The sequence below is a fragment of the Bifidobacterium sp. ESL0690 genome, assembly GCF_029392315.1.
Classification (GTDB): domain Bacteria; phylum Actinomycetota; class Actinomycetes; order Actinomycetales; family Bifidobacteriaceae; genus Bifidobacterium.
Genome location: NZ_CP113939.1, coordinates 266697 through 291662, shown reverse-complemented (window position 1 = coordinate 291662; position 24966 = coordinate 266697). Strand labels below are relative to the sequence as shown.

The 24966-nt window shown below is 54.5% G+C and carries 17 protein-coding genes; 2 read left to right on the top strand and 15 right to left on the bottom strand.

All coding sequences use genetic code 11. The features are described from left to right. Nucleotides 1-207 precede the first annotated feature (207 nt). The 5 genes from OZX62_RS01045 to OZX62_RS01025 all read right to left on the bottom strand — a co-directional run bounded on the left by OZX62_RS01045 (nt 208) and on the right by OZX62_RS01025 (nt 7948). Nucleotides 208-2970 carry a KUP/HAK/KT family potassium transporter gene (locus OZX62_RS01045; protein ID WP_277176204.1) on the bottom strand — a complete coding sequence of 921 codons (2763 nt, stop codon included), beginning with the start codon at nt 2968-2970 and terminating at the stop codon, nt 208-210. Nucleotides 2971-3211: 241 nt separating this feature from the next. Further along, nucleotides 3212-4168, bottom strand: a complete 957-nt coding sequence (locus OZX62_RS01040; RefSeq protein ID WP_277176203.1) for a TatD family hydrolase — start codon at nt 4166-4168, stop codon at nt 3212-3214. Nucleotides 4169-4178: 10 nt separating this feature from the next. After that, nucleotides 4179-5507 (bottom strand): ATP-binding protein, encoded by a 1329-nt coding sequence (locus tag OZX62_RS01035; protein ID WP_277176202.1) that lies wholly within the window; start codon nt 5505-5507, stop codon nt 4179-4181. Between the two features lie 319 nt (nt 5508-5826). Then, nucleotides 5827-7578 carry a hypothetical protein gene (locus tag OZX62_RS01030; RefSeq protein ID WP_277176201.1) on the bottom strand — a complete coding sequence of 584 codons (1752 nt, stop codon included), beginning with the start codon at nt 7576-7578 and terminating at the stop codon, nt 5827-5829. Further along, nucleotides 7559-7948, bottom strand: coding sequence for a hypothetical protein (locus tag OZX62_RS01025; RefSeq protein ID WP_277176200.1), 390 nt, complete (start codon nt 7946-7948; stop codon nt 7559-7561). Before OZX62_RS01025 ends, OZX62_RS01030 begins: the two co-directional genes overlap by 20 nt. A 188-nt stretch (nt 7949-8136) precedes the next feature. Here OZX62_RS01025 and OZX62_RS01020 point away from each other — a divergent pair, with 188 nt between their 5' ends. Continuing rightward, nucleotides 8137-9063, top strand: coding sequence for a HipA domain-containing protein (locus OZX62_RS01020; RefSeq protein WP_277176199.1), 927 nt, complete (start codon nt 8137-8139; stop codon nt 9061-9063). Between the two features lie 76 nt (nt 9064-9139). On the opposite strand, the gene rsmI is transcribed toward OZX62_RS01020, so the two are convergent. After that, nucleotides 9140-10144, bottom strand: coding sequence for a 16S rRNA (cytidine(1402)-2'-O)-methyltransferase (gene rsmI, locus OZX62_RS01015; RefSeq protein WP_277176982.1), 1005 nt, complete (start codon nt 10142-10144; stop codon nt 9140-9142). Nucleotides 10145-10461: 317 nt separating this feature from the next. On the opposite strand from rsmI, the gene OZX62_RS01010 reads away from it, so the two are divergent. Next, entirely contained in the window at nt 10462-11286 is an 825-nt protein-coding gene (locus OZX62_RS01010) for an alpha/beta hydrolase (RefSeq protein WP_277176198.1), read from the top strand. 57 nt (nt 11287-11343) lie between these two features. Here the strand turns inward: OZX62_RS01010 and OZX62_RS01005 are convergent, their stop codons facing one another. From OZX62_RS01005 to OZX62_RS00965, 9 genes are all read right to left on the bottom strand, one after another. Further along, the gene (locus tag OZX62_RS01005) at nt 11344-11583 is read right to left on the bottom strand and encodes a hypothetical protein (RefSeq protein ID WP_277176197.1); all 240 of its coding nucleotides are present in this window, start codon (nt 11581-11583) and stop codon (nt 11344-11346) included. A gap of 273 nt (nt 11584-11856) precedes the next feature. Next, on the bottom strand, nt 11857-13092 hold the full coding sequence (gene mmsB / locus OZX62_RS01000; RefSeq protein WP_277176196.1) for a multiple monosaccharide ABC transporter permease: 1236 nt from the start codon (nt 13090-13092) through the stop codon (nt 11857-11859). A gap of 42 nt (nt 13093-13134) precedes the next feature. Beyond that, the gene (locus tag OZX62_RS00995; RefSeq protein ID WP_277176981.1) at nt 13135-14673 is read right to left on the bottom strand and encodes a sugar ABC transporter ATP-binding protein; all 1539 of its coding nucleotides are present in this window, start codon (nt 14671-14673) and stop codon (nt 13135-13137) included. 129 nt (nt 14674-14802) lie between these two features. Next, nucleotides 14803-15912 (bottom strand): sugar-binding protein, encoded by a 1110-nt coding sequence (locus OZX62_RS00990; RefSeq protein ID WP_277176195.1) that lies wholly within the window; start codon nt 15910-15912, stop codon nt 14803-14805. A gap of 293 nt (nt 15913-16205) precedes the next feature. Next, the gene (gene xylA, locus OZX62_RS00985) at nt 16206-17549 is read right to left on the bottom strand and encodes a xylose isomerase (RefSeq protein WP_277176194.1); all 1344 of its coding nucleotides are present in this window, start codon (nt 17547-17549) and stop codon (nt 16206-16208) included. A gap of 534 nt (nt 17550-18083) precedes the next feature. Then, nucleotides 18084-19463, bottom strand: a complete 1380-nt coding sequence (locus OZX62_RS00980) for an ATP-binding protein (protein WP_277176193.1) — start codon at nt 19461-19463, stop codon at nt 18084-18086. Nucleotides 19464-19668: 205 nt separating this feature from the next. Then, the gene (locus tag OZX62_RS00975) at nt 19669-21984 is read right to left on the bottom strand and encodes a glycosyl hydrolase family 65 protein (protein WP_277176192.1); all 2316 of its coding nucleotides are present in this window, start codon (nt 21982-21984) and stop codon (nt 19669-19671) included. 479 nt (nt 21985-22463) lie between these two features. Next, nucleotides 22464-23606: a glycoside hydrolase family 172 protein gene (locus OZX62_RS00970; protein WP_277176191.1), complete on the bottom strand. Its 1143-nt coding sequence runs from the start codon at nt 23604-23606 to the stop codon at nt 22464-22466. A 320-nt stretch (nt 23607-23926) separates the two neighbouring features. Next, nucleotides 23927-24727, bottom strand: coding sequence for a carbohydrate ABC transporter permease (locus OZX62_RS00965; RefSeq protein ID WP_277176980.1), 801 nt, complete (start codon nt 24725-24727; stop codon nt 23927-23929). Nucleotides 24728-24966 lie beyond the last annotated feature (239 nt).

Genomic DNA, 24966 nt, shown 5'->3' with positions numbered 1-24966 from the left:
GCATGCTTCATTATTCAAGATTTCAACACTGAAATTATGCCGTGAGAACACGTCATTTACCGCCATCTCCCCTTTTGTTGGAACCAAGGCATACGAAAAGTGCGCCACCGTACCTGACGGCTGACGCACTTCAACACTGATATTCGGTTAAGTATCCGACTATCCAATTACCTGATTATTTGATTATTGAGTTATCGAATTACCGGGTTATGACACCTTTCCAGCTTTTCCGCTGGCAGTATCGGGACGCGGCATAACCTTGGTCTGCTCGCCGGTATCGGCCTTCTTGCCTTCGGCCACGGTGCTCTGCCCGGTATCTTCAGCGGAAGTGCCAGTCTTGCCTTCGGCATCCTGCATTTTCTGCAATTTGACGGACTTGGCAAGATTGCCGAGACCCTTGCGACCCTTGGCCAGTTCCGCGACTCCAATGCCGCTGCCGGACTTCTTGACAGCCGTTGCGGTGCCGGCTGCAGCCGCCTTGGAATGCGCATGTTCCGTGGCTGACTTGCGGGCAGCACCGGCTGCCTTCGGCTCGTGGGATTCGACGCGGCGTTTGCCGGTGGCGGCACGCAGCGCAACGCGTTTCAGGCGCGGAGGACGACGGGTGGAAACGAAGAGCGGCTGCACCTCAACCACTGGGTTATAGGGGGCCAAACCGAACCACTTGACCGGCGAACCGGCCACGTGGCGAATCGAGTACTTCATCTTGAGCGACAGCGACTCGCGGGCCGTCAGTTTCGATTCCGGCATCAGAGCCTTGTGAACAAGGACGTAGCGGACAGTGCCGATATCGGGGTCGGCGTCCACCTTCGGGTAGACCGACTTCTGCTCCGGCAGCTCTCCGGAAGCGGAGAGATCGTGCATCACCTGATGGATGTAAGCCGGGATGGACTGAGAAACCTTGAAACCAAGCTTGATCCGCACACGGAAGATATAGTCCGTGCCGAAGTCCTCCACCGAATACTCGCGAGTAAACGGCTCATCCGTGGTCACCACGGAGACGGCCCACCAGGCGCGCGCACGCTTCGGGTGGTCGGCGAAAATCGAGAAGAAGATATCGGTGTCTAGCCGATGCATTTCCCAATCGGAGGTCAAGTAAACGATGTTGTCGGCGAAATACGGAATGCGGAAATCGTCATGCAACTTGGCAAGCGCGGGCTTGAAATCGCGCGGCTTCATATGACGACGCTGACTGCGCTCGATCTTGGTCGCGTCGTTCCATGTAATCATAATCAGCAGAATCAATGCCGTGAGCAGCATGGTGAACCAGCCACCATGCAGGAACTTCGCCATGGAAGCTATGAAGAACAGCGTCTGGATGGCGATGAATACCACGAAGAAGACGATTGCAAACACACGATGGCGTTTATACCAAAGATAGACGGTGAGCAAAATCGTCGTCGTGATCATCGTGATGGTAAGCGCCAGACCGTATGCAGCGGAAATATGCTCGGAATCCTTGAAGAGGGCCAGCACGGAAAGCGTCGCCACGCACAGCACGACGTTGACCACAGGGATATAGAGCTGGCCGCGGGTACGGGCCGGGTAGCGCACCTGAAGATGCGGCATCCAGTTCAAGCCGGTGGCCTCGGAGACCATCGTGAACGCGCCGGTAATCAAGGCCTGCGAGGCGATGACACCAGCAGCCACGGAAAGAATGACGCCGACGTAACGAACGTTCGGGCTCATCATCTCGAAGAACGGGTTGACGTTGCCGAGCGCGGTGTTGCCTTGGTTGCGCAGCATCCACGCGCCCTGTCCGAAGTAGTTGAAGACCAACGCGACGAAAATGAACGGCCAGGTGAAGTAGATGTTGCCACGGCCGACGTGACCCATGTCGGAGTAAAGGGCCTCGGCGCCGGTGGTCGAAAGGAAGACCGTGCCCATGATGGCCAGGCCTGCAAGATTATGTTTGCTGAAGAGGAATTCAATGCCATAAACCGGGTTGATGGCCGCGAAGATGCTCCAGTCGCCACTGATGTTGACGATACCGGTGATTGCGAGGAACGCGAACCAGACCATCACGACCGAGCCAAAGACCTTGCCGATACGCTCGGTGCCGCGCGACTGCACACAGAAGAGGATGACGATAATCACAACGGTAATCACGAGCGTCAGGCTGGTGTTCTCATGGAACACCGGTTCGAAGAGCGGAATGGTCTTGAGGCCTTCCACTGCCGAGGAAATCGAGACGGCCGGGGTCAACACGGAATCCGCAAGAAACGCCGCGCCGCCGAGCATCGCGGGAATCACCAGCCATTTGCCGTGGTGACGAATCAGGGAGAACAGCGCGAAAATGCCGCCTTCGCCCTTGTTATCAATGCGCATGGCCACGAGCACATACTTGACAGTCGTAATCAGCGTGATTGACCAGAATACCAACGAAAGCAGGCCGAGAACCGCTGGGCGATCGATGTTGCCGAGCCCACCCTGACCGGCAATGAAGGTCTGCGAGGTGTATAGCGGGGACGTACCGATGTCGCCGTAAACCACGCCGAGCGCAACGATAGCCATGCCGAGGGTGACCTTGTCCTGGCTGGACTGCATCTTGCGCCACCAGCGGCCAATCGGGCCGTGCGCGGAGGCCTGGGTCAGCTTCTTGGCCTCCTCCTTTTCCTCCTGCTCGTGCTGGGCGATGACCTTACGCTCCTCGCGAGTCAACGTGTCACGCGAGACCTTGGGAGCATTGGTGAAGGTGTCGGCCCGCAGCAACGCTTTCTTTTCGGCATTTACCGCACGCTTTTCGGCCCTCAGTGCCTTCTCTTCGGCGCTGACCGCCTGTTTTTGTGCCTTTGACGCAACCTTGGTCGCCTTGTCGGTTTCCCGAACGAGCTTGCGAACCGCTTTCTTCTCTGCCGGCTGTTTACCTTCGTGCTTGCTTTCGCTTCTATTTTCGGTTTCGCGCTCATTGTGACGCCGATTTCTTTGATTTTGAGGCTGCTTCGACTCGCGATCCTGCGATTGCGCCATGACCTGCCCTCCAAAACGGAAAAGACGAGACTTCCCCGTACATACTTTCTTCTCATGGCCCGGCTACCGGGCGCTCTCGTTTATCAACCAAAGCGCCAGTTTAGCGTCGCAAACTCAATAAACCAAAATGAGCCGCGATGGCCGAATATATGGAAACTTTCAAAATCCGGCTAAATTCATATAAATATTGAAAATTGTACGTTTTTCACCAAAGAACCGCAAAAATCGCCATAGCTGAGCTTTATACGCCGTACACAGCCCTCGTCGTTTCGCGCGTCGCTCTCGCGACTTCACCTATCGGCAAATCAAGGGTGTCTGCGAGCGCCTTCAAGGTGTAAGGAATCATATACGGGGCGTTCGGTCGTCCGCGATACGGCATCGGAGTCAAATAAGGAGCGTCGGTTTCGACCATGATGTGGTCCAGGCCCACGATGGCCGCGGACTTGCGGATCTCCTCGTTGCTTTTGAAACTGGATGCGCCGGAGAAACTCAGATACCAGCCCTGCTGCTTTGCGATCTGGGCAAGTTCGGTGTCGCCGGACCAGCTATGAAAGACGGTGCGTTCCGGGCTGCCGTCTTTGAGCAGCGTTTCGATGACCTCTTTGTGGGCATCGCGGTCGTGAATCTGCATGGGCAGATTCAATTCCTTGGCCAGCGCGATATGGGCGCGGAAGGCGTCGCGCTGGATTTCCATCGCAGCCTCGCCGGTACGGAACAGGTCCATACCGGTCTCGCCGATAGCAACCACCTGCTCAGGGTATTTCGTGGCCAACCGGTGGACTTCCGCAAGCGCGTCCTCGAAACTCACATCGTGCCACGGCTGGTATTTCAACGGCAAGCCATCCGGTCCAGGCACTCCCCGATGGCCGTGCAAAACGGCTTCGTTCGGATGAATCGCAAGACCTGCGTGGACAGTTTTGGGATGATCGAACGCCATCTGGACGGCGACTTTGAGGTTTGGCAGCTCGCAGCCCACATCGATAACGCCTTCGACGCCGACGGCTTTGGCTTGATCCAAAATCTCGTCGACGCTGTAGACCGGCACCGGCGGCTGGTCGCGCTCGATGGCCTGCCGGTTCATCTCGCGCGCGAACGGCACCACGCTCGCCACATGCGTATGGTCGTCGACCACGTGCACCCCGTCCGGCAACGCCTCCGGCGCCGGCGCCCAGCTTCGATCCCGATGTTTCTTGCTCATGCCGTCCAGTCTATTCCGCAAAGTCCACAAAATCCTCAACCGCAAAATACGGACCTACTGCCCACAGCGGGACGTTCGTCATCCAGTCCTGCTCGCGATAGCCAGACATAGAGGTGCGATAGCCGTGCAGACCGGTTTTCGTGCAAAGCGACCTGAGGCTTTTCGCCTGCAGATTTTCCTCGGCTTTCGCTTCCAAAGGCGCGACCGTACCTGCGTGCTCGACTACGAAATCCACTTCGGCCGGGCGGCTCTCACCCGCCGTCCAGTAATATGAAACGTTGCCGCCGGCGACCAGCTGCTGGCAAACATATTGTTCAGTCATCGCGCCTTTATATTCAGTCAACGCCTTGTCAGAAAGCAAAACGTCCTTGGCTTCGATTCCCATCGTCGCGCCCAGCAAGCCGACATCATGGAGATAGAGTTTGAAAGCCGACAAGTCCCGGTAGAACTTCAGCGGTTTCGCCACTTTATCGACGCGATAGACACGGTTGGCCAGGCCCGAATCGACAATCCACTGGATGGCTGTCTCAAATTGCCGCGCCCGAGCACCTTTGGCGATATGGCCGAAGACGAACTTGTGATTCTCCCGGCCAAGATGCGCTGGAATAGAATCGAACGTCAAACGAACGCGCTCCGCTTCAACGCCATCAGGAATATGTTTGGAGAAATCGGCGTTGTAGTCGCGCAGCAATCTGCGTTGCACCGAACGGGCTGCAGCATAATCCTCGTGGCCCTCCCCCTCGATGAACATCTTGACCGCTTCCGGCATGCCACCGACATAGTAGTATTCGCGCAAGTAACGTTCCAGACGTTCCGAAAACGCTGAAGCCGTTTTGAAATCCAAACGCTCAATGACCTTGGCTAGAGGTTCCTCACCGTTCGCCCACAGGAATTCGATGAACGTCATCGGGTACATATCGAGCATCTCGACTTTCCCGACCGGAAACGAAATGCCCGCGTGTAAAGTGATTCCCAGATAAGAGCCGGCAGCGACGATATCCTGTTCGGGCGTATCTTCCTTGAACGCCTTCATCAGGGTCATGGCCGACGGGACTTCCTGAATCTCATCGATGATTACCAGCGTTTTGCCAGGCACGACATTCTGCCTCGCATAGATTCCGATATTGGCCAGCACCTGTTTGGCATCATATCCGGCGTCGAACACCCTTTTGGCTTCATCATTCATCAGGTTGATATACACGCAAGATTCATATTCCTGCCGCCCGAACTCTTTCAAAACATACGTCTTGCCTACCTGCCGCGCCCCGCACAACACCAGAGGGTCATGATCTTTCGAGTCTTTCCAACGCTTCAATTGAGCCATAATCAAACGCTTCATAACCACATCCTGCCAGTTTTACCCTAGGAAATTTCTTATGATTTGCCAATTTTACCATAGGAAAATTCTGCATTTCCGCCAGTTTTACCATAGGTAAATTTAGCGCTATTGCCAATTTTATATAGTTGAGGGCGGAAACTTTACTAGTTCTCTCTTGAAAATTTCTATATAATTGACGCATCTTGCCAACAACACGTGGGCAAGATATCAACGGCCTTACTCCTAACGATAATCATCAATACACATATGTATTTGCAAAACCTGCATCTGTCAAGATAACCGATAACAAAGGATGGTACTAGAAATATCTATAAGTTCTTCATTTTTCGAGGGACTCAAGCTTTTCTATTACTCTCGGCATAGCTTGAGGATACCTTTCCTTATACAATTCAATTTCCTTTTGCATCTTGACATCAACGCATACTGATTCACCCATATCAATAATCGTATTCAGCTCCTTACAGACTTCCCACTCGCTGCACATACAACATTTCAACATCAACAGATAGAGCGGATCAAATTGTTCGTTCCGATCATCGCCAAAAAGGTCCATGCTAATCGAAGAATCAAATAAGGTATCAATGACCTCGTCTATTTTCTCCTGAGAACACCATGAGTCAATGGGGTATGAAGCACTATCCAAGTCATCCCAGACCGCTGCCTTTAAAGCATCTTTATTGATTGTTCTGCCACCTTGCAACTCACAGACCTCACCATTAATCAGCGGACTATCTTTCTGCAATCCGCCTTCATACAACTCGTAATGTTGAGCAGCTACTAGCTTCAACCGGTCATCGGAATAATCATATGCACCAAGCCATATCAAATGACTGACTCTTTTCTCAAACGGCAATATATCGTAAACACTTTTCAACGACCATTCAGAAATCGCCGTCAGATTGGGAGCAGAGATAAAAGACCACAGCTCGTCAAGCACGGCCTGGCTTTTCGATTGGTTGAATACTGAATCAAGACACACATTTCTAAGCCAACGTTCCTCTTGACGCTGATTATCCCATCGCTCTTGAGTCTTAGAGTCCCCGAGCGTTTGCACAAGAAATGCCACAGCCAGCTTAAAAAGATAATCTTCGGTATTTTTTTGCACATCACGCTGTGAAGACTTGTCAGTAGATGCCTCTTCCCCGATATGCCCCTGCAACATTTCGGACAGCCATGCCTCGGAACCTTCTTCATCCTCAGTACGACAAACTAAATTACCGTAACACTGCTCAATCATCGCTCGTACCACATCAAGTTTTGGCTCGCCGTTATCTTCAGGCCAATGGTTCATTAATTCCGACACACCCACACGAGTACCGTTAAAATAATTTGCATACCAACCAGGCCATAAAGCTGATATCTTGTCAAGGAGCTCTTCATCTTCCCGTCTTTGCTGAGCAAGCAGCTCAATAAAACCAGATGAATTTCCCAAGCCAGAATTGTACAGAAATCTCCACTTTAGTTCTAAATACACCGCTACTTCGAATACTCGCTTATCAAGATCCACTGTATTGCGAGTAAGATCATTGAATCTATTGCGTTCCCCACTGTGTGTAAGATGCAACGCCGCATAAATAGGCTCCTCAACATCTAATCCCCACCAGTCACCAAAAGCGTATTTAATATAGGTGATCTTGGACCGGTCGCCATCTAATTCACCAATTTCAGATTTAAGTTGTCTAATTGATTCGGCATAATGCCCATCCTTAATATCCGCATTGAGATAGCCATGAAATCTATGAGTGATATTCTGCTTAATAATATTTTTCCCCTGCTCCTCTATCCACTGAGATGAATGATTGAAACGCAAAGCGGCATAAACAGTAAAAGCCAAAATCAATAACGCAGCACAGTAAACTGAAAGCCATATATCGAATAAAATGGAATCTTCAGAAAATTGAGTAAACCATTGTTTGGTATTTCCGTAGAAGGCACGAAGTGCAGCAGAAACAAGCGGAAGCGCATACAAACCAATCACATACAAACCAAAAATCTGGCTCGTTACCAGTTTAAAAGGCCATTGTTTCTGTAAATATTGGCTATATGGGTTCTCAATACATGCTGCTTTCATCTGCAGACCGGAAAGAATGCAAAAAAGTAATAGCCAAAGACAGTAATGCCGTTAATCCGATATCTGCTGAAATTGCCAGTGTAAATAACGATTTCTCGACGGAAGTATCATCATGAAACCGTATAAAACCCGATAGTTTATTTTCTTGAAGAAACCAGACCGCAAAAACTGTTAGGAGAGCCAATAGAAAATCAGGAATTTTAAAGAACGCCAGAACCGAAGCTGCTCGAGGGTAGTAAACGATTTTATCTTCAACAGCTTTTACAAAGTCTCGGATTCCAATATGGCACAAAGTGGCAACTACCTCGACAGCAAGAAAAATGAACGCCACAAGGAAAGTCACTACAACTATTTGATATATAAAACCCATATTTGTTCCCTCCTTGTTCCTTCCCAGCCATTTCTAACATTATCAATAGTCGTATTTCAATGCAGCGAACAACAAAAGCAATATGAACAACGCTCTTCGCTCATTGTCAATATTCTTGACCATTAGAATGAGATAATAAAAAAGTAAGCCACCCAAAACCTCAATAAACGCAATGAACGGAGGCACACATGCTGAAACTGGTGAATTTTGAGCCATGCCCCGATTCCGGACGGTTCTACGGCGGCGACGCGGGGCGCAAGGTGGGCGTGAACTGGGAGGGCGAAGACTGGATGCTCAAATTCCCCGGCCCCACAAAAGAGCTAGCCGGCTCCGTGCCATCTTATACGTCAGCCCCGCTTTCCGAATTCCTAGGTTCCCAGATATATGCGATGCACGGCATTGACGTACACGAGACGAAACTCGGCATACGCGAGGGGAAACTGGTCTGCGCCTGCAAGGATTTCGAAGCAGGCCATGGCAGACTCGTCGAATTCCGTGAACTCAAGAACTCCATGTCGGACGATGAGACCGGCTTCTCCGGCTCCCCTTCAGACGGGCGCAACGTCGTACTCGCCGACGTGAGGGCCACTATTTACCGCCACCCTTGGCTTAACCGAATTCCCGGCACTATCGAACGGTTCTGGGATATGTTCATCGTCGATTCGTTTATACGCAACGTCGACCGCAACAACACAAACTGGGGCATTCTCATCGACGGCGAGCACACAGAACTCGCCCCCGTCTACGACAATGGCAGCTCGCTTTATAACAAGCGCACACCGAAACAAATTCACCAACATTTGCATGACGAAAAACTACTCAATCAAGACGTCCTAGACGTGCGTTCCTGCTATCTCGACGACAGGGGACACCATATCGCGCCGCTGAAATACATTGCCTCCGGACAGGACGAGGAATGCAACAAGGCGCTGGCACGGTTCATATCTAGCTATGATCAAGCTCAGCTCGACGCACTGTTTGACAGCTTGCCAAGCGAGTACGCAGGCGTGCATGTGGCTGACGACGAATACCGCGAATATCACAAGCGCATCTTGACCCAGCGATACGAGCAGGTACTACTGCCGGCGTACCACAAAATCGACGTACAAAGGTAAGTTCCACTATCCATTACTTACGTTTTATCGTATTGCAATATGCATGATGAAACGACCTCGCCTATACTCGCTACCTTTACTTCAGCTTGAGCGCGGCGGTGTAGACGGCCTTGCGATTGGGGAGGGAGCCGTCGGGGAGCGGATGGGCTTTGACGACTTCGGCGATGGCGTCCTTGATGCGCTCGTTGGTTTTGGCGGCACGTTCGACGGCGAGCGCTGCCAAATCATCGACGCTCAGGACCGCTGCTGTGGCCTCGCTGGCTTTGAGGGCTTCATCCTCGCTCGCGCCGGCGATGACCAAGACGATTTCGCCGCGCGGCGGGTCATCGATGACGGACTGATGGATTTCGCCGATAGTTCCGCGGCGAATCTGCTCGTAATCTTTCGTCAGTTCGCGGCACAGGGCCATCGGACGGTCTGGGCCGAACATCTCAAGCAGATCGTCCATGGTTTCGGCGATGCGATGCAGCGTTTCATAAAAAACGATGGTGCGCCGCTCGCCCAGCAACGAGCGGAAGCGCTGGATGCGTTCGTTGTGCTTGCGCGGCACGAAGCCCTCGTAGCAGAAGCGGTCGGTCGGCAGGCCAGAAAGCGCAAGCGCATCAAGCACAGCGGAGGGGCCAGGAGCACAGGTCACCGGCAAATCGCGCTCGATGGCACGACGGACGATGGCCACGCCCGGATCGTTGACGGTGGGCATGCCCGCGTCCGAAACCACCAGCACGGTCGCACCACGCTCGACTTCGTCGAGCAGACCGTCGGCCTTCGCGCGCTCATTGTGGTCATGATTGGCGACGACGCGCCCGCTGACATGCACGCCGAGTCGGTTCGCCAAATCGTAAAGTCGCCGCGTATCCTCCGCCGCAACGATATCCGCACGTTCCAGCAACGCCCGAAGTCTGGCCGAAGCATCCCCGACATTGCCAATCGGGGTTGCTGCCAACACCACCGTTCCCCGCGGAATCTCGACCATCACGCCATCTTTCGGCACCTTTCGTTCACGGTCTCCGCGACCATTTCGTTCATCAATCGCGTCTTCTGGCACCTCGCGTCCATCAGTCTCGTTTCCCGCAGATTTCATATCACCTGTATCCATACTTCAAGTATCCATCACCACAATGACGCACAGAATTCCACCAAACAAACGAAACTTCTGAACCTTAGTGCCCCTATCCGCTCAATCCTGTCCGCAAACGCAGATTTCTAACACAGGAAGCCTACGTGTATAGATGCAGGATTGACCGGTTAGAGGAAGAAGGATTATTCGCAGTGAACACCGTCGGGCAACCTTCTTAGAATCCTGAAGTAGGAATCAGTTGGTTCGACAGCATCATTGATCATCATTGATCATCATTGATAAGACAGGGAAAAGACCGCTGACTGCGAAAGGGGCACAAAATGCAATACATTACTAAGACCATCAAAGGCATCGACGGCAGCGAGGCGACGCTCACCGGCTATATCATCGACAATTCCAAGGAAATCGACCCGGACCGTAGGCGTCCGGCCGTTCTCATTTTTCCCGGTGGCGGGTTCAACAAGGTGACCGATCGCGAGGCCGAGCCCATCGCGATGATGGCCGTAGGCGCGGGCGTGCAGGCATTCGTGCTGCGCTATTCCATCGCTCCTTCGCGCTACCCGGTGCAGATGCTGGAAGGCGCCGAAGCCATGAAGCTCATCCGCGAAAACGCCGAAGCTTGGCATATCGATCCCAAGGCCGTCACGGTCATCGGCTTCTCCTGTGGCGGCCAGCTCGCCGCTTCGATGGCCACCACGACCGGTGACGATGTGATGCGCGAAAACGGTTACGATCCTGATGAGATTCGCGCCAACGGCCTGGCACTTGGCTACTCTGTGCTTACCGCCGGCAAGTACACGCACGCCGGTACAGTCGACAAGCTGCTCGGCGAGAAGAAAACCGACCAGAAGATGCTCGATGAAATCTCCTGCGAAAAGCATGTGGACGCCAAGACGCCGACCACCTTCATCTGGCAGACCGTCACCGATGCCGTGGTGCCGGTGCAGAATTCACTGCTCTTCATCAACGCCTGCGTCGACGCCGGCGTGCCCGTCGAGGCGCACATCTTCCCGCACGGCCCTCACAGCCTCGCGCTGGCCACCGCCGAAACCGCGGCCGCCGGCAACGCCGCGCAAATCGAGCCGAGCGCGCAGGTCTGGCCGAGCCTCTGGGCCGCTTGGATCAAGCGCAACTTCGTGAAGTAAGCGCGGACTTCAACCGCAGGAAACCGGCCGCCAAGTCACCTTTGACGGCCGGATAATTTAGCCTTCATCCCCGCTCGCATTCTTTTCATCGGCAGCGGCACGGTGAAGGCTACGCCATAGCTGAATCGCCTCAACCAGAAAATAAACGGCGGCGACCAGCAGGCAAAGAAGAAAAACAATATTGGATGCTTTCAGCAAGGAGCCATCCTGCATGGATTGAACGACGGAAACGCCCAACCAGATAAACGCCGCCACACTGCCCAGTGCATAAAACCACAAACGCGTCTTGTCGCTCATTGCCCATCCCCCAATTGTTCCCTGCGAAACTCATTGCAGATATTCATATGCCGATGAAGCCAGTAAACCATCGTCTTCATCGACACCAATTCCGCTTCTGGTACGTTCGTCGCGATATCGCCAGAAACATTCACTTTCGAAACGGAAATAACATGTCGAGAATCTGACCGAAATAGCCAAATTCTCGACATATCTTTTTACGATTGCGTTGCAACTTTCCCAGATATTTTTCAGAAAAGCCGCAATGCAATTATCGTCAAATCACAGTCCCGGTCAGGCCTTCTTCTTCTTGCTGACCAGATCGTAAGCAACAGCCGCGATGACGACAAGGCCCTTGATGGTCTTGACGATTGCCGCGTCCGCGCCCATAATCGACAGGCCCTGGTTCAAGACGCCCATGATCAGAGCGCCGACCATAGCGCCAGGAATCGTGCCGACGCCGCCGGCGACAGCAGCGCCGCCGATGAAGCAGGCCGCGATGGCGTCCATCTCGAACTCCATGCCGGTCTGGGCGGTTGCCGAAGCCAAACGCGAAAGCGTGATGATGGCCGCGACGGCGGTCAGGAAGCCCATGTTCAGGAAGATCTTGAAATCAACCATTCTGGTATTGATGCCGGAAAGCGTTGCCGCCTTGCGGTTGCCGCCGACAGCGTAGATATCGCGGCCGAAGACCATGCGGTTGAGTACGAACCAGTAGACCGCGACGAGGATGCCGATGATGAGCAGCACAATCGGGATACCGCCGGAGGTTTCGTTGCCGGAGCTGGCGAACAGATAGGTCACGTAACCGATAACGACCACCTCGACGACGCACTTGAGAATCACCCAAGACATCGGCTCAATGGTGCCGCCATTCTTCAGCGCCTTGTTGCGCTTCTTGATCTGCGACCAGATGACCAGCACGATAGCGACCAGGCCGACCACGATGGTCAGACCGTCGAAACCGCCCCAGAACCCCAGGATATTGGGCAGATAGTCCTTTGCGATGGCACGGAACTGAGTGGATTGCAGCGGGATGGATTCACCTGCGACAACGGTTGCAAGACCACGGAAGATCAACATGCCGCCCAGTGTGGTCACGAAGGCGGGAACACCGACGAACGCAACCCAGAAGCCCTGCCAGACACCGATCAACAGGCCGATGACGATCATGAAGACGATGGCGAGCATCCAATTCATGTTCCAGTTCTTCATGGCGAACGCGCCGACGCCGCCGATGAACGCCACGACCGAGCCAACAGAGAGATCGATGTGGGTGGCGATGATCAGCATAAGCATGCCGATCGCGGTGATGAGCACGTAAGCGTTCTGCTGGAACAGCGCGACGACGTTGTTCGGATAGAGCAGCCTGCCGCCGGTGAGGATCTGGAAGATGATGATTACCAGAACCAACGCCAGATAGATGCCGTATGAGCGGATATTGCCGAACAGCAAATCCTTGATCGAAGCGGTTTTCACCGTCTTCGTTTCGGCGCTTTGCGGAGCGCCTTTTACTTCTGCTGAAGCCATAATCTAAAGTTTCCTTTCTTAATAACGATCCTTGGGTTCCGATCAGGCGAAAGCCTTGTCGAAATCCATGCGCTTAGCGTCAGTCATGTAATGCATAAGCTCTTCCTGGTTGGTCTCGGAAGCGTTGCGGCAAGCCGTGATCACTCCTTGACTCATCGTGTAAATGCGGTCGCAAATGCCCAGAAGCTCAGGCAATTCGGAGGAAATGACGATTACGGCACTTCCGCTATCCGCCAATTCGTCGATGATCTCGTAGATCTCGTATTTGGCGCCGACGTCGATGCCACGGGTAGGTTCATCAAGAATCAGGACCTTAGGATTGGCCGAAACCCACTTGGCGAGCACGACCTTCTGCTGGTTGCCGCCGGAAAGGTTGCCAGCGGGCATATCGATGGAAGGGGCCTTGGTATGAAATTCACGGCGATATTTCTCCGCGATTGCAACCTCGCGGTCACGATTGATGACCCCGTGCTTGCTCAAAGCCTTGAAATTCGCCATCGAGGTGTTCTCCTTGATGGTCGAAAGCAGATTGAGCCCGTAGACCTTCCTGTCTTCAGTGGCATATGCCACGCCGTGATCGATGGCGGCGCTGACGTTGGGGAACTTAACCTCCTTGTTTTCCACAAAAATCTTGCCCGTCGCCCCGGTGCCATATTGACGGCCGAAAATGCTCATGGCGGTTTCGGTTCTGCCCGCACCCACCAGTCCGGCCATCCCGACGATTTCTCCGGCGCGAACGTTGAAGCTGACATCATTGGCGATGAGCCTCTGCTCGTCGAGCGGGTGATGGACCTTCCAATGCTCCACGCGGAAAATCTCCTTACCGATTTTCGAGGTGTGCTCCGGATAGCGATTGGTGAGCGAACGGCCGACCATATCTCGTATCAGCGCATCCTGGTCGAGCGGGTGCTCCTTGTCGATGACGAAATGTGAAATCGTCTGACCGTCTCGAATAACCTGCACGCTGTCGGCCGAAGCCGCAATCTCATTGAGCTTGTGCGAGATGATAATCGCGGTGATGCCGCGTTCGACGCGCAACCGGTCGATAAGCTTGAGCAGCTTCGTCGATTCCTCATCGTTCAACGCCGCGGTGGGCTCGTCGAGAATCAGAAGCTTGACGTTCTTTGTCAGCGCCTTGGCGATTTCGACCAGCTGCTGCTTGCCGACACCGATATTGGCAATCAACGTGTCGGGATCTTCATCCAACCCAACCGTCTGCATCACCTCTCTGGCGATTTTGCGCTGCTGGGAATCGTCGACGAAGATTCCCTTTTTAATGGGGTTGCCCAGGAATATGTTCTGAGCGATCGTCATATAGGGAACCAGAGCCAGTTCCTGATGGATAATCACGATGCCAAGCTTCTCCGAATCACGGATACTCTTGAACTCGCAGGTCTGTCCGTCGTAGACAATGTCCCCTTCATATGATCCATACGGGTATACACCCGACAACACATTCATCAACGTGGATTTCCCGGCACCGTTTTCACCGCAAACAGAGAATATCTCACCTCGTTTAACGCTGATATTGACATCGCTCAACGCTGTTACCGGGCCGAAACGCTTGGTGATGTGTTTCATTTCAAGAATCACATCTTGCTGATTAGGCACAATTACTCCTTCATAAACCAATACGGACGGGAAAGGTGCCGCGCCGCACAACACTCAAACAGCAACAGCACGGCACCTTTCTTCCATTCACTTTTCGGTTCAGATTCCTGCGTCCTTGGCGGAGATATAACCGGAATCCACCAATTCCTGCTTGGCGTTGTCCTTATCGACCGAGATAGGAGTCAGCAGCGAAGAGGGAACCTTCTTCTTGCCGTTATCGAAGGTGTCCTTGGCCTTCGGCTTCTTGCCGTCGACCAGATCCTTGATGAGCAACGCGGTGGTCTTCGCGAGCTTGCGGGTGTCCTTATAGACGGTCATGGACTGCTTGCCTTGGAAGATGGCGCGCACGTTGGCCTTTTCGGCGTCCTGGCCGGTGATGACCGGGTAATAGTTCCAGCCGGCACCTTCGACCGCATTCACGGTTCCCAGCGCGATGGCATCGTTCGGGGCGAGCACGGCATCCAGCTTCGTTCCGTTGTTATAGAACGAGTTGATGCGGTTCTCCATCTCGGCCTGGCCCTTCTGGCGATCCCAGTTATCGATACCGATGGACTGGTAATCGGCAGGGGACTTCGGGACCTTGCCGGACTTGGACTGCAGCACGCCGGACTTGAAGTAGGGTCCGAGCACCGACCAAGCGCCCTCATAGTAATACTTCGCGTTGTTGTCGGTCGGAGAGCCGGACATGAGCTCGACGTTGAACGGGCCCTTCTTGCCTTCCTTCAAACCGAGTTTCTTTTCGATGTACTGGCCCTGCAGCTTGCCGACTTCCGTCAGCGAGAACGTCGTGTAGTAATCAACCGCATCAGTGTTCATGATGAGGCGATCATAGGCGATAATCTTGGCGCCGTTGGAAGCGGCCTGCTCGGCCGCGGCACCGGTTGCCGTGCCATCGATGGAGGCGATGACAATATACTTGGCACCCTGGTTGGCCATGTTCTGAATCTGCGAGGACTGCAGATCGGTCTTGCCGTCCGCATACTGCAAAGTCACCTTATATCCGTAGCTTTCCAGCTGTTTCTTCAGATTCGTGCCATCGATTTGCCAACGCTCGAGCTGCTGCTCCGGCATGGAGATGCCGATGCTCACCGGGCCCGAGCTCTTACCGCCGGCCGCGCCGTTGCTGCCTCTTGCACCACCGCAAGCGGCAAGAGGAACGATCATGGCAGCTGCTGCTGCAAGCGCAATACCTTTAATCAGTTTCTTCATATACTTCCCTTTCCTCATTAATCGGGGATTTGAACTTCTTCTTTTACACAAAGCAAGACGCAACTTTGCGAAAACTTTTCAATGTAACAATATTTATGCTACATTTTATATGATTTAGTCTATTTATGACCACTTTTATACCCGGAAATCAACTTCGTTTCCCAAGTACAAAATTTAAGTTAAGAAATTTTCGATAATCCAAAAGCGATTTCGACAATGACAATCGGATTGGACTTCAAATAGGGAATCCGCCGCTCGCAACATTGTGCGGCGGATTCCTTGAAATCGAACGATTACTCGCTCAGAGCCTCGATCATGTAGTTGTTGATCGTGGCCTTGACGCTCTCGAGGTGATCGGAGTGCGTGGAAGCGATGAGCTCGCTCTGCGGCTTGTCGATCACATAGTCCTCGAGCGTGGCCAGCGTGGCGGTGCCATCCTCAACGGTCTTGCCGATGCCGGAGTCGTAGGAGCTGTAACGCTTAGAGACGAGATCTTCGATGTACTTGTCCTCGTGCATCTTGGCGGCGACCAACAGGCCGGCGGCGAAGGAATCCATACCTGCGATGTGGGTGCGGAAGAGGTCTTCGGCTTCGAAGGAGCTACGGCGCGGCTTGGCGTCGAAGTTCAGGCCACCGTGAGGGCCGATCTGGCCTTCGGCGAGAACTTCCCACATCACTGCGGTGGTCTCGTAAAGGTCGGTCGGGAACTCGTCCATATCCCAGCCGATGAGCTTGTCGCCCTGGTTGGCGTCGAGCGAACCGAGCTCGCCGGCGTCGCGCGCGATGCGGATCTCGTGCTGGTAGGTGTGGGTGGCCAGGTTGGCGTGGTTGCCTTCGAGGTTGAGCTTGAAGGTGCCCATCAGGTCGTACTTCTGCAGGAACGAGATGGCGGTGGAGGCGTCGAAGTCATACTGCAGGCTGCAGGGCTCCTTGGCCTTCGGCTCGATCAGGAACTGCGCGTTCATGCCGATTTCCTTGGCATAGTCCACGCACATGTGGAAGAACTCGGCCATATGGTCCTTTTCACGGGCCATGTCGGTGTTCCAGAGGTTTTCATAGCCTTCACGGCCACCCCAGAAGACGTAGTTCTCGCCGCCGAGACGCTTGCCGATCTCCAGGCTGTGCTTCAGCTGCGCGCCCGAATAGGCGAAGATGTCAGCGAACGGTGAGGTGGAAGCGCCATCGACGAAGCGAGGGTTGGTGAAGAGCGAGGAGGTGTTCCACAGCAGCTTGATGCCGGTGGACTTCATGTTCTCCTCGATCTTGTCAACCACCTTGTCGAGGTTGGCGTTGGTCTCGCGCAGGGTGTCGCCTTCCGGCGCCAGGTCGCGATCATGGAAGCAGAAGTACTGCACGCCGAGCTTCTGGAAAAGCTCAAAGGCATAGTCGACCTTGGCAAGCGACTGATCCATCGGATCGGTGTACTTGTAATAAGGACGATGTGCGGTACCGTCGCCGAACGGATCGACGAGCTGCTGGTCGAAGGTGTGCCACCAAGCCACGGCGAAGCGCAGCCAGTCCTTCATCGGTTTGCCGGCAACCACGCGGTCGGCATCATAGTAATGGAAACCAAGCTCTTCCTTGACTCCCTTGTCGTGTCCGACATATTGAATCTTGTCAACATCCCACAACCCCATAGGTTGCTCCTTTGCACACGTGCCGTCGTTGCTGACGACATTGGTTAATTCGTTTCACTAACACAATATGACGATTTGTTCAATATGTCAAATCATTTAATTATTGAAATAATGCGATTTTCCTCTATTCGAAACATTATTTTCAAAAAATTATCTTCATATTCAGCTATCCCCGTACCCGCCGGCAAAACAAAACCCGCCACTTGCAATCACCCTTGCAAGCGGCGGATTTCATCCCCTGTTAGATATTTGATTGCCTCCGTTAGCCTTCAATGCCGCCGGAACGCAACAGCGTTTTCCCCCAATGTCAGGATCACCGCTACGTTCGATATTGATAGTGGCGCTCTGCGAACCGCCTGTTTCCTGGTCTCCATCAAATAGAAACCGCTAAATTTGGTAATGGATTACTATAAAGCAAAGTTAATCAATAAATCAAAAAGCAAACTCGCGACGGCCGTCGTTGATTAATCGATAGAGAGGTTTGGGAGCGTCAGTGGTTTCAGAATACAAATCCCTCAGCCGTCAAATCTCGGGCTACGCAGCTGTGTCAGCGAACCAAAGCCAAGCCGGGACTTGATGGACAATATGCGAACCATCGCGATAATCTTTCGCTTCACCATCAAGGACGATGAGCGTGGCCTCTCTCATTCCCTGCTCATCCATGACCTCCCAAAGGGCACGCAGCTCGCGCCGCGCGGTCTGCTCATCGTCCATCGAAACGGTGACCTGATAGAGCTCGTAGGCCTCGTGCCCCAGTACATCACCGACCACGAAATCAACTTCATAACCTTGCTTTTTTGTACGATACGACGAAATACCATCACGGCGTAAACCAACGTTTCGCCGACGCAATTCAAGATAGACAGATTGCTCAAGCCGCTGCCCCACATCGCTTACACTCGCCCGAGAATACGCGAGCGCCAGCCCGGGATCGACGGCATAAATCTTGGGCCGAGCCGTTGTGTTGGCACTTAACGACACCGAGAATTCCTTCAATGCGAACAGCAGATAGGCCTCCTCGAAATATTTCAGAACGTCGCTGAGCAACGCACGGCTCGAATCAAGCCCGGCACTGCGCAAATCGTTCTCAATTTTACGCAAAGAGATGCTTTTACCATTGGAACCAAGTACCCTCCGGGCGAACGCCACCACCACTTGCGGACGACCGATGTTGTGACGCTCTACAACATCCCCGGCCACCACGCGCTGCACATAGCCCTGCAGAAGAGCAATGGCCTGCGGCATCGGAAGACTTTGCGCTGCAGGGAAACCTCCACGGTCGAGATATTCGGCGAAGGCTCGTCGCAGATAAATCTGTTCCTGAGTGGAATAGAAACCGGCTTTGCCAATGGTTTTCCCAACTTCACCTGAGTCACCTTCAAGTCCGCCATACGCCCGCACAAATTCACGAAAGGAGTATGGCAGCAACTCAAAATCAAGCGCACGGCCACGGAACTCTGTGGAAACCTCGCTGGAAAGCATCTTTGAAGATGACCCGCTGACATAGATGGTCGCTTTCATGGTATCCACCACGCGACGCAGCCATTTGCCCCAATTCTCCATCTCCTGAAGCTCGTCGAAAAACAGGTACACTCCTCCATCCTGCGCTTGCGGGTGCAACAAGAAGAAGGTATCAAGCACCGCGTCGCCGGTGGCCGAAGTGACCTTACCGAGCCTGTCATCCTCAAAATTGAAATAACAGATACGTTCGGTCTCAACACCTGAGACAAGGAGCCTGTCCATCTCCTGAAAAAGACGGTAGCTTTTACCGCTGCGTCTCATACCGATAACGACTTTGACAAGGTTGCCAACTTTAGGCGTCAGAGGTTTACCCAAATCAAGGTCACGCGGGACGATGGGGCGAAAATCATCCAACGAAAAGTCCTGTATCTTCTGTGCAATGACCGTATCCATAATTCCTCCAACCGGTAAAGTAATCTTACCAATTATTTAAAAAATGGCAAAATAAAATTGCCACTTTCTCATAAATTGATAGCATAAAATTACCAATTATCAAAACGTCGTTAAAGCTATAGTCATGTGCCCTTAGACATCCCAGCAATGAAGCAGCGACCCAAAGGCTTGCCCAGACAAGGCTCAACGCACAGACCCGAACACTTCAGACGGTGCGGAGCTCGCCTTTGACCTGGAGCGTTACCGGGTCGCCGGAGACGCGGCGGACCGTGACGTCGCCGTGGGTGACGGTGATGACCAAGCGCGAACCGTGGATGGTGAGCCGGTAGGTGAGGCTCTCCCACTCATTGGGAAGGTGCGGGTCGATCGAAAGTTCTTCGCCCCCCGAATCGCGCAGGCCGCCGAAACCGGCGACCACCGACATCCACACCCCACCGGCCGAAGCCAGATGGATGCCGTCGGAGGTGTTGCTGTGAAGGTTGGCGACGTCGGCGTACAAAGACTCCAGGAAATACTGCATGGCCAGATCACCATAGCCTACCTCGGCCGCGAGGATGCACTGCGAGGCCGCGGACAGCGAGGAATCTCCGGTGGTCAACGGGTCGTAGAAATCGAAATCACGGCGCTTGACGTCCAAACCGAAGTTCGAGGAAAGCAGATAAAGCGCCAAGACCGTGTCCGTCTGCTTCAAGACGCGACGGCGATAAATCACGATCGGATGGTAATGGAGCAGCAGCGGCCGCTGCGTGTCATGCTCGAAATCCCAAGGCTCACGACGCAAGATGTCGTCGTCCTGGAGATGGACGCCGAGCTTTTTGTCATACGGAAGCTTCATCAGCTCGGCGACCTCGCGCCAATGCATCGATTCGCCGGGCTTGACGCCGAGACGCTGGACCACGGCATTGAGCTCTTCGCCGTCGAGCGATTCCAAAGCGTCCGCGGCCTTGCGCAGGTTGAATTGGGCCATGACGTTGGTGTAATAATTGTCGTCCACCAAGGCGGTGTATTCGTCTGGGCCGGTGACGGTGTTGATATGGAAGGTGCCGTCCCAGCCCATGTAGCCGAGGCTCGCCCACATCCGCGCGGTTTCGACGAGAATGTCAATGCCCTCGGTTGCCAGGAACTCGTGGTCGCCGGTCACCGAAACGTACTGGTTGACGGCGTAGGCGATGTCCGCGTCGATATGGCATTGCGCGGTGCCGGCTTCGAAGAACGCCGAAGCCTCCTCGCCGTTGATGCCGCGCCACGGGAAGAGTGCCCCCTCCACACTCATCATCCGAGCGCGCTTGCGAGCCGCCGGCAGCATGCGGAAGCGGTAGGAAAGGATGTCGCGGGCGCGCGCGGGGTTCGTATAGATAAGGAACGGAACGATATACGTTTCCGTATCCCAGAAGTAGTGGCCGGAATAACCGGTGCCGCTCAGGCCCTTGGCCGACACGCCGTTGGCGACGGTCGCGGTGGCCTGCGCGAGCTCGAAAAGCTCCCAATGCATCGTCTGCTGGAGCCTTCCGTCGCCGCCATCGTCGATAGCGACGTCCGATTCCTGCCAGAAACGCTCCAGCCACGCGCGCTGCTGATCCTGCAGGCGTTCGAGCCCCTGTGCGACGGCCCAGTTCAGGGTTTCCGCGCAAAGCCTGATAAGCTCGGCGGAATTCTGGGTACCGATAGTGGAGACCTCAAGGCCTTTATCGACACCGATAGGATTGATGCGATATGTGTTATATGCGGCGTAACGCAGCACTTGCTTCTCGCCGCCATCCGGCACTTTGACGTCGAAGACGTCGGGAATCATTTCGCCGTCGACCTGCTGGCAGAAGCCAACGCCCATCGTGAGCCCCGAATGCAGGCAGTGGAAGGCGCCGAAACTTTCATCGGCCACGCCACGGGAAATGGCATCGACCTCGAGCTTGCGCAGTCCGCCGTCGGCGATCAGGTCGGCCTTACGCGGGTCGACATCGCGGGAAACCACGGGGTGATCGGTGTTCATCTTGCCTTCAACGTGAACGTTCATGGCACGTCCGTGGGCTCTGAACGTCAAGGTTGTGGCCATCAAATCCGCACGGAAAAGGCAGACCATCGTGACGATACTGACCTCAAGACTTGCCCCGTCGCCGACCTCGTATGTGTAGGAGCGGGTGGCGGTGCCCTCTTTGAAATCAAGGCTCTGGCAGACTTGTTGCGGATCCGTGAGCTGCTTGCCGTTTACGGAAAATCGGAAATCCACAGTATCCGGCACGCCTTGCACCACCTGGCCCACGCGAGCGAAACCATAGGCTTCCTCGGCGTGACGGATGGCGAAGGTCTCGTGGAAACCGCTCAGGAACGTGCCCGCACCGAGATTTCGGGGCGCACTGGCCTCGCCACGCACGCCGATGGTGCCGTTGGAAAGCGAAAAAAGCGTCGCACTCTCGGCGGTCGGCTTGCCGTATTCGGTGAATTTCCACGGATCAATGGGATAACGCTCCGCATCCAGCGGGTCGTCTTGCAAGTCCAATTGCCGAATCTCGTTACTGTCCAACACTTTCCTCCAACATAATGCTGTCTTCCCGGTACCGTCTGACGACATTGCTCACAGCCGGCAGGTTCCCCCGCGCTTGGTTGCCCGCAATCTCAGCGTTGCATGGGCAGCCAGCGCATCGTTCACTGTTGGCAAGCATACCCCGAACCTTGTAATATTACCGGCCCACGAAACACCATGAGAACGTTAACGCAAAACCTTTGGCAGAATTGGGGCTTTGCCGCCGTCACTTCGATCCGTCAACTTCCGACCATTATCAAGGTGCATTATTCTGACGCCACCGTCACGAAAGTGCACTTTGGCACCCGCAAAACGTACTTTTGCCACGCCAGCGTACCAAAAGTGCAAGTTAGCGCTTTCAAAACGTACTTCCTGCACAGTGACGTAAAAAACGTACACTTTAGCGATTGCAAAAGTCCGAATTTGCGGATTAGCGGCTAAAGCAGGGGGCCGAACCTGAAGAACCGAACCCTCCCCGTCACTCACCGCGGCTGACGGAAGTGACGATCGCCGAGCGGCGGAAACGGGGTGTGCGGCTCGCGCTGGTACCAGTAGGCGACGCTGGCCACGTCGTCCGAGCGCTCGAAAAGGCCGGCTTCCTGGCTGCCGATCTGTTGGACGGTCACGCGCAAATCGCGTTCGAAATAAATCGGATCGGGAATGTGCCAGCGATACATCCCGCGCATCACGGGCGTGGACTTGTCCCAATACTCGCTTTCGCGGTTGCCGAGGCTTTGCGAACGGAACGGGAAACCGACGAACGGGGCGCAATAGGTCTGCTCTCGCATATGATGATTTTCATCAAAAGTCGCGAAACTCCAAGCCCCACCGAAATAATCCTCGGTGCCGGTGCTGGTGACGGTCGGGTAATCGATGTCGCCGTCGAGGTAGAACTTGACCTCGCCTTCGCCCCACCAACGGCTTTCCAACGCCGTCAGCGCGAGGTAGGTGCCGACGTAGGTGCCTTGGCCACGAACGCCGTCGAGAATCGTGTAATCCTGCTGCTCCTTAGTGACCCGCTCACGACGCCACTGGGCGTGGAAGCGCATCGCATCGACCGGCAGCGCGTCGTATTCCGTGTAATCGATTTGATAAAAGAACGCCGGAACGTCCTCGTTGTGGTCGTTGCGCAGGACGATTTTGGCATGCTCGAAGGGCATGGCGAAGTAGCAGTTGAAACCGCGGTTGGGGGCTACGACGATAGGCATGGAGTTGACGGGGCAATCCTGGGCGTGGCCGCAGCAGAAGAAGTCGCCAATCGGGCAGACGACGGACGGACTTTCCTCGCCGTCCCAATAGAACTCGAGGATCAGGTTGCGCAAAACGTTCGGGCCGGTGGGTGAGGTCTTGTCGGTGACGGTCATCCAGATATGGCGGATGACGCCGGGGCCGTCGACGTCCATCAGCGTCACGGATTCGCCGGCCGGAACAGTGCCGAGGCAGGGCGTTCCTTTGCGCGAAGGGCCGAGCTTGCCGGCACTCATCGCCGCCACGCCTTTGCCGCCAGTCGGGTTTTCCGCGTTGACGCAGCGTGAGCGCCCGCGCGAGGCCGTCGCCAACCCGTCAAGCATGCCGCCGCCGAAATTCCCGCACACGCTTAATCCTGCGCCCGGATTTACCGACATTCCATTCATCTTTAAACCTTTCCGATTCCGCTATTCTCATTGGCGCTCAATTGATTAGGCCGCTTTATCAATACGACACTCTATCGCACCTTATTCCTGTCATTGACTCGTACACAGTATGGTGCCGGTAAACGGACCAGTACCTGAACTCAGAGTCCGTTTACCTGCATCAAACGCATAAATCCACACAGTACTGCTGGGAAACGGACCATAAAACTTTCCCGGAGTCCGTTTGCCAGCAGGAGCTCCCCAAACGATTGCCGACACCAACGGCACATGCGCGGAACAGGCAATCGTTTAGCGGCAATCTCACTTCACTTTCACTTCACCGCACCAGCGACAATGCCTTGATTGAGCTTGCGCTGGAAGATGATGAAGAAGATGATGGTCGGGATGATGCTTAAGAGCGACGCCGCGGCCAGGGTGGTCGCGTCCATCGTGTGCTGGCCCTGCAGGGTGGCGAGCGCCAGCGGTACGGTCTGCACGTTGTCGTCCATCAGGAAGGCCATCGGAATCATGTATTCGTTCCATGTCCACACGAAGAAGAAGACGAACAGCACGCTGATGGTCGACCACGAAATCGGCAGCACGACCTTCAGAAGCGTCTCCCAACGGCTGGCGCCGTCAAGCGTGGCCGCCTCGAGAATGGCCTCCGGGAATGTGCCGTACACCGACGAAAGCAGGTAGGTGCCGTACGCACTTTGGATGATGGTGAAGATGACGACGATCGCCCATTGCGTGTTGTAGAGGCCGATGTGCTTGAACATGGTGTAGAGCGGGAAGAGCAGCGCTTCCTGCGGCATCATGTTGGCGAGCATGATGGCCAGGATGATCCAGCGATTGCCCTTGACCTTGCCGATGCCCAGCGCGAATGAGTTGAGCACGGAAAGCACCACGCCCAGCACTGCGACAATCAGGGAGATCAGCAGGGAGTTGCCGAGTTTCACCGGGAAGTCGCTCATCTTCCAGAAGCCGACGATGCCGCTCATCGTGGGGTGCGCCGGCAGGGAAAGCGGACCGGTGGCGTTGTAGTCGCCGATGGTCTTGAAGGCGTTCATCGTCAGGATGATGATCGGGAAAAGCATGATGAGGGCGCCGACGATCAGCAGAATCAGCGCCATCCAATCACCCCATGACCGGATGTGCTTGGCCTTATGACTGACTTCAGCGCTCCTGCCTTGGCTCTGCTCTTGCGAGACGGTTACAGCGGTTTTCGTATTACTTTGAGCGGCAGAAGCGCTGGCTTGCGCCATGCTTGCGTTGCGTACGTAGCGCAGACCGCGCGCGTTGCGTCGCACCGTTTTGATGGCCCTGGACTTGACAGCTGACTTTGCATTTGCTTTGGCGGAGCCCATAGCGG